Genomic DNA, 8141 nt, shown 5'->3' on the forward strand with positions numbered 1-8141 from the left:
GATGATCAACTATACGGCCGGACCGGCGAGCGTCACCGCGGCCGTGCGCACGGCGGTGATAAGGACCGTGATTTCCTCCCGCGCATTCGTCGAGAAGGCCGATCTGGCCGATATCGTCGCGGCGGTCGAAAAAGGCGGCGCCAAGCTGCTGTGGCTGGAGGATGTGCGGGAGAGCGTTACCGCGCTGGACAAGCTTGCCGCCGCTCTGCTGTGGCGCTGGCCGCTGCAGCGGCAGGATGCGGCCAAGCCGGCCGTGATTCTGTTTACTTCGGGCTCGGAAGGCACGCCGAAGGCGGTCGTGCTGTCGCACAAGAACCTGTACGCCAACGCCATGCAGGCCGAGGCGCGGATCACCATCTCGCCGGCCGACATCCTGCTCAACGTGCTGCCGGTGTTCCACTCCTTCGGCCTGACGGGCGGCACCATCCTGCCGCTGGTCACCGGGGTAAAGCTGTTCCTCTACCCCTCGCCGCTGCACTACAAGATCATCCCCGAGGTGGCGCGCAAGGTGAAGCCGACCATTATGTTCGGCACCGACACGTTCCTCGCCAACTATGCGCGCACCGCCAAGGACGGCGATTTTTCCAGCCTGCGCTTCGTCGTCGCCGGCGCCGAGGCGGTGAAGCCGGAAACCCGCCGCGTCTATCGCGAGCGCTTCCAGGCCGAGATCATCGAAGGTTTCGGGCTGACCGAGGCGGCACCGGTGGTTGCCGTCAACACGGCAATCCATGGCCGCGACGGCACGGTCGGCCGGCTGCTGCCTGCCATGCGCATGAAGCTGGAGCCGGTCGAGGGCATCTCCGACGCCGGCCAATTGTGGCTCGACGGGCCGAACCTGATGATGGGCTACATGACGTCGGACCGCCCCGGTGAGTTGCAGCCGCTGACCGGCTGGCACGATACCGGCGACATCGTCGCCGTCGACCGCGAGGGCTTCATCACCATTCGCGGCCGCGCCAAGCGCTTCGCCAAGATCGCCGGCGAGATGGTGTCGCTGGGGGCGGTCGAGATGCTGGTGCAGTCGCTGTGGCCGGAGGAGCGCCACGCGGCTGTGGCGGTGCCGGACAAGAGACGCGGCGAGCGCATCGTGCTGGTCACCACCGCCGACGATGCCAATCCCGACGAGCTGCGCAAATTCGGCAAACAGGCGGGCGCCGCCGAACTGATGGTGCCGAACGACATCGTCAAGGTGGAGGAAATCCCGGTGCTGGGTTCCGGCAAGACCGACTATGTGTCGACGAGGAAATTGGCGATCGACAGGCTGGGGCTCGGCGTCGCGGCCTGAGTCAGATCAAGCACTTCTGCGAATTTTCTAACCTATATCGGAGGGCGGCACTTTCTCGCCCTCGCGCTTGGCGCGCTTCGAATAGGCGCGCACGCTGAATGGCAGGAAGATCAGGTAGCCGGCGACCGAGGCGGTCAGCGTGTACCAGGGATAGGTCATCAGCAGGAGCACGTAGAGTACGACACCGAGGATGATCGGCAACACCCTGTCGCCCGGGATCCTTAGGCTCTTGCCGGAATAGACCGGCAGCCGGCTGACCAGCAGGAAGGCGACCAGGATGGTGAAGCCGGTGGCGACGAAGGCGGCGGGGCGACTGGGCTCCAGCCCTGTGCGCAGGAAATAGAGATAGAGCGGCAGCATCACCAGCACGGCGCCCGCCGGCGCCGGCACGCCGACGAAATATTCGGACTGCCATATGGGGCGATCGCCCTTCTCGTCGTCGAGCACGTTGAAACGGGCGAGGCGCAACCCGCAGGCGATGGCGAACAGCAGTGCCGCGATCCAGCCCGGCGAGCCGGCGCGGTCGAGCAGGAAGGCATAGAGCACCAGAGCCGGCGCCACGCCGAAATTGACGATGTCGGCCAGCGAATCCATCTGAGCGCCGAATTTGGAGGTCGCCTTCAACATCCGCGCCAGACGGCCGTCGATGCCGTCGAGGAAGGCGGCAAGCAGCACCATCACCACCGCCGGCTCGAAGCGGCCTTCGAAGCCGAAGCGGATGCCGGACAGGCCGGCGCAGATGGCGAGCACGGTGACCAGATTGGGCAGCACCATGCGCATCGGGATTTCGCGGATGCGCGGACCGCCGCTGGCATGGGCCTCGAACTTTTTGTATTGCGTGCCCACCGGTCAGGAAACCCGAACAAGAGGCGTGCCGGCAACACCGCCGAATTCGGCCAGCACGGTTTCGCCGCCAACCGCCGTCTGGCCGACGGCAACGCGCGGCGTGGCGGTCAGGGGCAGGAACACATCGACACGCGAGCCGAAGCGGATCAGGCCGAAACGCTCGCCAGTGCCGATTGAGCCGCCGGCCTCGGCCCAACAGACGATGCGGCGCGCCACCAGGCCGGCGATCTGGACGGCCGCGACCGTGCCGTTGGGGCTCTCGATGACCAGGCCGTTGCGCTCGTTCTCGGTGCTTGCCTTGTCGAGTTCGGCATTGAGGAATTTGCCCGGCCGGTGCTCGATTTTCGCAATACGGCCGCGCACCGGGGCGCGGTTCACGTGGCAGGAGAAGACGTTCATGAACACCGAGATCCGGGTCATCTCTGCATTGCCGAGGCCGAGTTCGCGCGGCGGCACGGCGGGTCCGACCGCCGAGATGATGCCGTCGGCGGGGCTGACCACCAGGCGGTCATCGACCGGCGTGACGCGCTCGGGATCGCGGAAGAAATAAACGCACCAGGCCGTCAGGATCAGACCGATCCAGAACAGGATCGAGGAGAAATAGCCGAGGAAAAGCGTCGCCGCGCCAAAGGCCGCGATGAAGGGATAGCCTTCGCGATGGATCGGTACGAATGCGTTCTTGACCGTATCGACAAGGCTCATCGGGTGTAAACGGGCTCCGTTTCAGGTGGGGCCTCAATAGCCGAAAGCCCCCCTCGCCGCAACGCAACAATGGGGAATGCCATATTCAGCGTCGAAGCGCCGGCACCTGGCATCGGTTTGCCGTAACGGCTTTTCTAAAGCCCCGGAACCCGCTGATAGTTGGCGATGTCGGCGCGCACGCCGAGCCGGGCGATCGTCTCGTGCGGGTTGAAAGCGATGCGCTCGTGCGCGGCCTTGACGATCGGCACGACGTTGTCGATGGCTGCCTGGCTTTCCCATTCGACGATGGTCACAAGGTTGAACTCGCCCGGCCCTGAGAATTGCTCGAGCAGGAAATCCTGCACGAACCCCTGCTGCAGGCGCAGCAATTCATGCGTTGTCCTGACCTTGGCGAGTATCTCCTCGCGGGCGGCGGCAGGCACGACGAACTTGTCCACCCTGAACACGCTGCGGCCGTCAACGCTCTGATTTGTCTTGCTCATTTCGATTTCTCCGTTCCTGGATCATGGTGTTTTTTGGGCTCCAGGAACGGCCTACAATCTCAACTTATGTTGAGGTCAAGCGCAAAAATCAGGTCATGCGCCGAACTTTCAATTCACCTCCGACGTTCGCCGACGAACGACAACGCCAAGCTCGTCGCCCTCGCGGGCGATGCGTAGGCGCTCCTCGGCCTCGGTCGCCTCGCGCTGGCGGTCCCACATCGAGGCGTAGAGGCCATGCTTGCGCATCAGCTCGGCATGGGTGCCGCGCTCGGCGATCTGGCCGTCCTGCAGCACGATGATCTCATCGGCCGTGATTACCGTCGACAGGCGGTGGGCGATGACGATGGTGGTGCGGCCACGGCTGACCAGATCGAGCGCGGCCTGGATCTCCTGCTCGGTGTGACTGTCGAGCGCCGAGGTCGCTTCGTCGAGCATCAGGATCGGCGGCGCCTTCAGGATGGTGCGGGCGATCGCCACGCGCTGCTTTTCGCCGCCCGAAAGCTTCAGCCCGCGTTCGCCGACCATCGACTTGTAGCCGTCAGGCAATCGCTCGATGAACGGACCGATCTGGGCTAGTTCAGCGGCTTTCTGCATGTCCTCCTCGCTGGCTCCGATGCGGCCGTAGCGGATGTTGTAGGCGATGGTGTCGTTGAACAGCACGGTGTCCTGCGGCACCATGCCGATCGCGCCACGCAGGCTCTCCTGCGTCACGTCCCTGATATCCTGGCCGTCGATCAACACCTGGCCGGACTGAACGTCGTAAAAGCGGAACAGAAGCCGCGAGATGGTCGATTTGCCGGCACCCGAAGGCCCGACAATGGCGACGGTCTTGCCGGCCGGCACCTCGAAGCTGATGCCCTTCAGGATCTTGCGGTTCGGGTCATAGGAAAAATGCACGTCGCGGAACTCGACCTTGCCGGCGCTCACGGCGAGCGGCCTGGCATCCGGCTTGTCGACGATCTCCTGCGGCACATCCAGAAGGTCGAACATCTGCTCGATGTCGGTCAGCCCCTGGCGGATTTCGCGGTAGATGAAGCCGATGAAATTGAGCGGCACCGACAGCTGCATCAGCATGGCGTTGATGAAGACGAAGTCACCGACCGTCTGCGTGCCGGCCTGCACTTCAAGCGCCGACATGCACATGACGATGACGGTGCCGAGGCCGAAGATGATGCCCTGGCCGAAATTCAGCCAGCCGAGCGAGGTCCAGATGCGCGTCGCGGCGACCTCGTAGCGTGCCATGGAGCGGTCGAAGCGCTCGGCTTCCATGCTTTCGTTGTTGAAATATTTGACCGTTTCGTAATTGAGCAGCGAGTCGATCGCCTTGGTGTTGGCGTCGGTGTCGCTGTCGTTCATGTCGCGGCGGATCGAGATGCGCCAGTCGCTGGCGCGCACCGTGAACCAGACATAGACCCAGACGGTGACCGCGACGACGACCACATATTTCCAGCCATAGGTGTAGGCGAAGATGCCGGTGGTCAGCGCGAATTCGAGGATGGTCGGCGCCGTGTTGAGCATGATGAAGCGCACGATCGTCTCGATGCCCTTGGTGCCGCGCTCGATGATGCGCGACAGGCCGCCGGTGCGACGCTCCAAGTGGAAGCGCAGCGATAGTTGGTGCATGTGAACGAAGGTGCGGAAGGCGAGCTGGCGCACCGCGTATTGGCCGACGCGTGCAAACAGCGCGTCGCGCAGCTGATTGAAGCCAAGCTGCACCAGGCGCACGACATTGTAGGCGACGACCAGCATGACCGGCGCCAGCAGAAATGTCGGCAGCGGTGGCACCGATTTGGAGTCGCCGGCCAGCGCGTCCGTTGCCCATTTGAAGAAATAGGGACCGGCGACCAGCGTCAGCTTGGCGACGACGAGCAACAGCGTCGCCCAGGTGACCCGGGCTCTCAGATCGGCGCGATCCGCCGGCCACATATAGGGCCACAAATTGAGCAGCGTCTTGAAGGTCGAGGAGTCGGAGACGGTTTTTTCGGCCATTTTTGGCGCCTTCTTCTTATTTTCAGCGGCCGGAGCAGCAGGAATTGACGAGGGCGGCCACCGATGCAGAAACATCGGCGAGCGCGGCACGGTCGATCGCATAGCGCGAACGCTGGCGATCGGGCTCGAAGCGAACCAGCCCGGCTTCGACCAGTATTTTCAGATGTTGTGACACGGTGGACTGCGCCAGATCGAACCGATCGACGACTTCGCGGCAGTAGCAGGAGTTGCTTGCGGACAAGTATTTCAGGATTTCGATCCGAGCCGGGTGCGAAAGTGCTGCCAGCCGGGTGGCAACGGCTCGGCTGTCCGGGGTGCAGCCAGGTGCGTTTGTTTCCATAAGGGAATCAGTCATCGTCCATCGGCGATAGACGATGAGCAGGTCTGCGGCAAGCTACCCCGATGGGTAGAGCGACCTAATCTCCCCCCTTGAGGGGGAGATGTCACCAAAGGTGACAGAGGGGGTCGGTGCGTCCTGACGCGACGTCGTTTGGAGAAAAGAGAAGGTCGGCGCTTCACGCGCGACGACCCCTCTGGCCTGCCACCTCCCCCTCAAGGAGGGAGATTGGCCAATCGCCAACCCTACTGCGTCTTGGCCGGCGCTGTCGTTGCCTGCTCGCCCATCGCCTTGAGGTCGGCGGCTTCGCCTTCCTTCGACTTTTCCGGGACCTTGAACACCTGCCCCGGCCAGATGCGGTCGGGATCGCTGATCTGGTCTTGGTTGGCGAGGTAGATGGTCGAGAAGCGCACGCCATGGCCATAGACGCGCCGCGAGATCCGCCACAGCGTGTCGTTGCGGCGGATGATGACGGCGCCGTCGGCATGTTCAAGCTTGGGCGCCACGGTCTCGGGCACGTCGCTCGGCGGCGTCGCCTCCGCCACAACGGCCGGAGCCTCGGTGGCGGGAGCAGGCGTGGTGGCCGGAGCCGTCCCGGCCGCGGCCGGCGCCTCGGCGGCGGCAGGTGCGGCCGGCTTGGGCTGAACGGGCTTCGGCGCCGAGGGTGCCACGGCGGCGACCGCTTCGCCCGGCTCGCGCTCGAACGGCACGGCTGCGCGGGCCACAACTGTCACACCGTCGGTATCGAGGCCGTCGACACGTATTGTGTAGCTGCCGACCGGAATGTCGCGCGCCGCCTCGACCAGGAAATGACCATCCGTCGACGTTTGCGCATCACCGAGCAGGATGTCGTTGGCATAGGCGCGCACCTTGCGGCCGGCATCGGCGAGACCGGCGACAAAGATCTTGCTGCCGTCGATCTCGACCGCCTCGACGACGATCTTGGGCTCGGTCACGCCTGCAACGGGCGGCGTCGCCGGCGCAGGAGCCGGTGCTGCTTCCACCACGGCAGGTGCTGGGGCGGCTGGTGCCGGAGCAGTTGCGGGCGCTTCGGCTGCGGGAGCAGCCGGCGCGGTGGCCTGAGCAGCCGGCTTTGCCGCGGGCGCGGGAACGGTCAGCAATTCGGCCGGCTTGCCCGGCTCCTCGACCATGGCCAGCACCTGGCCGGCCGCATCCTTGGGAACCGAAACCACGGCGGTCTGCACCGAGGGCGTTACGACATCGCCCGTGGTCGCGCGCAGCGCGATCGTATAATCACCGGGCTTCAGCGGATCGTCGAGAATGATAACGAAGGCGCCATCGGGACCAGCGACCGTCGAGCCAAGCACCGTCGAGCCGTTGAGGATCTCGACCTTGGCGTTGGGCGCCGCATTGCCGGCGACGACAATCGAGCCATTGCTTTCGACGCGCACGACATCGAAGGACGGTGCGACCGGACCGGCCGCAGCCGGCGCCGCCGCGTCCGCGGCCGGTGCGGACGGTGCCGTTGCCTGGGGCACCGCGGCGGGAGCCGCAGGGACCTCCGCGGCGGGCAGCCGCGCTTCGGTGCCGGGATCGGCCGATTTTGGCGCTGCGGGCGGCGTCTGCGCCGCCACTTGCGCCGGCGGCGTGGGATTGAGATACGGGTCGAGTGCGCCCGATACATAGGCGGTTCCCGCGGCCGCGACGGTCCCACCCGCCGCGAACAGAAACGCCTTCAGTGGATTAATCGCCATACTTCCCTACCCCTTAGCCACCTAACGCCGGTCTAGCCTGTTTTACCAATACCGACAAGAAAAAGCCCGGACTTGTTAACTCTTGGGGCTTGACCCGGCTTTCAGACCCAATCACCAATCATCGGCATGAACACGATTCGATCCGTCTGCGTCTATTGCGGCTCGTCTCCGGGCCGCGATGAAACCTATATCAAGGCCGGACACCTGCTCGGACGCTCGATTGCCAAAGCGGGACTGCGGCTGGTCTATGGCGGCGGCACCAAGGGCATTATGGGTGCTGTCGCCGAAGGCGCGCTCAAGGCCGGCGGCAAGGTAACGGGCATCATTCCGCGCTTCCTGATCAACAAGGAAGCGAGCGAAACCGCGCTTGACCGGCTCGATGAACTCTTCATCACCGACAACATGCACGAGCGCAAGCACAGGATGTTCGAGAAATCCGACGCCTTTGTGGCGCTGCCGGGCGGGATCGGCACGGTCGAGGAGATCGTCGAGATCATGACCTGGGGGCAGCTTGGCCATCATCGCAAGCCGATCGTCTTCGCCAATGTCAAAGGATTTTGGGATCCGATGCTGGCGTTGCTCGATCACATGGCCGCCGAAGGCTTCATCCACACCGCACAGCGGGTCAAGCCGCTGGTCGTCGACGACCCTGAAGCGATCGTCGCCGCCATCATGGTGGCAGGATCGTCCGTCGATGCTCCGACCGAGGGCGTGCAGTCGGTGATCGACAAAATGTAGGGGAGTAAGAAAATACGGCAGTAAGGCAGTATGTGAATTGCCTGGAG

8 protein-coding genes are annotated in these 8141 nt (G+C 64.4%); 2 read left to right on the forward strand and 6 right to left on the reverse strand.

All coding sequences use genetic code 11. The features are described from left to right. The coding region (locus EN939_RS12335; protein WP_164750966.1) for an AMP-binding protein at positions 1-1285 on the forward strand (1285 nt) is incomplete at its 5' end. A gap of 27 nt (positions 1286-1312) precedes the next feature. Here EN939_RS12335 and EN939_RS12340 read toward each other — a convergent pair. The 6 genes from EN939_RS12340 to EN939_RS12365 form a co-directional block, all read right to left on the reverse strand. Next, positions 1313-2131: a CDP-alcohol phosphatidyltransferase family protein gene (locus tag EN939_RS12340; protein WP_127268236.1), complete on the reverse strand. Its 819-nt coding sequence runs from the start codon at positions 2129-2131 to the stop codon at positions 1313-1315. 3 nt (positions 2132-2134) lie between these two features. Further along, positions 2135-2833 carry a phosphatidylserine decarboxylase gene (locus EN939_RS12345; protein WP_127268237.1) on the reverse strand — a complete coding sequence of 233 codons (699 nt, stop codon included), beginning with the start codon at positions 2831-2833 and terminating at the stop codon, positions 2135-2137. Positions 2834-2967: 134 nt separating this feature from the next. Continuing rightward, positions 2968-3315, reverse strand: a complete 348-nt coding sequence (locus EN939_RS12350; RefSeq protein ID WP_127268238.1) for an antibiotic biosynthesis monooxygenase — start codon at positions 3313-3315, stop codon at positions 2968-2970. Between the two features lie 108 nt (positions 3316-3423). Further along, positions 3424-5304, reverse strand: a complete 1881-nt coding sequence (locus EN939_RS12355; RefSeq protein WP_127268239.1) for an ABCB family ABC transporter ATP-binding protein/permease — start codon at positions 5302-5304, stop codon at positions 3424-3426. A gap of 22 nt (positions 5305-5326) precedes the next feature. Continuing rightward, positions 5327-5659, reverse strand: coding sequence for an ArsR/SmtB family transcription factor (locus EN939_RS12360; RefSeq protein WP_127268240.1), 333 nt, complete (start codon positions 5657-5659; stop codon positions 5327-5329). 227 nt (positions 5660-5886) lie between these two features. Further along, positions 5887-7356 (reverse strand): LysM peptidoglycan-binding domain-containing protein, encoded by a 1470-nt coding sequence (locus EN939_RS12365; RefSeq protein WP_127268241.1) that lies wholly within the window; start codon positions 7354-7356, stop codon positions 5887-5889. 126 nt (positions 7357-7482) lie between these two features. Between EN939_RS12365 and EN939_RS12370 the strand changes: the two genes are divergently transcribed. Then, positions 7483-8094: a TIGR00730 family Rossman fold protein gene (locus tag EN939_RS12370; protein WP_127268242.1), complete on the forward strand. Its 612-nt coding sequence runs from the start codon at positions 7483-7485 to the stop codon at positions 8092-8094. Positions 8095-8141: the final 47 nt, after the last annotated feature.

The organism is Mesorhizobium sp. M7A.F.Ca.CA.002.05.1.1, from assembly GCF_003998335.1.
In the GTDB taxonomy this organism is placed as follows: Bacteria; Pseudomonadota; Alphaproteobacteria; order Rhizobiales; family Rhizobiaceae; genus Mesorhizobium.

Coding starts and splice junctions, on each gene's coding strand:
- EN939_RS12345 (WP_127268237.1), bottom strand. CDS start 2,833: ATGAGCCTTGTCGATACGGTCAAGAACGCATTCGTACCGATCCATCGC.
- EN939_RS12360 (WP_127268240.1), bottom strand. CDS start 5,659: ATGACTGATTCCCTTATGGAAACAAACGCACCTGGCTGCACCCCGGAC.
- EN939_RS12365 (WP_127268241.1), bottom strand. CDS start 7,356: ATGGCGATTAATCCACTGAAGGCGTTTCTGTTCGCGGCGGGTGGGACC.
- EN939_RS12350 (WP_127268238.1), bottom strand. CDS start 3,315: ATGAGCAAGACAAATCAGAGCGTTGACGGCCGCAGCGTGTTCAGGGTG.
- EN939_RS12370 (WP_127268242.1), top strand. CDS start 7,483: ATGAACACGATTCGATCCGTCTGCGTCTATTGCGGCTCGTCTCCGGGC.
- EN939_RS12355 (WP_127268239.1), bottom strand. CDS start 5,304: ATGGCCGAAAAAACCGTCTCCGACTCCTCGACCTTCAAGACGCTGCTC.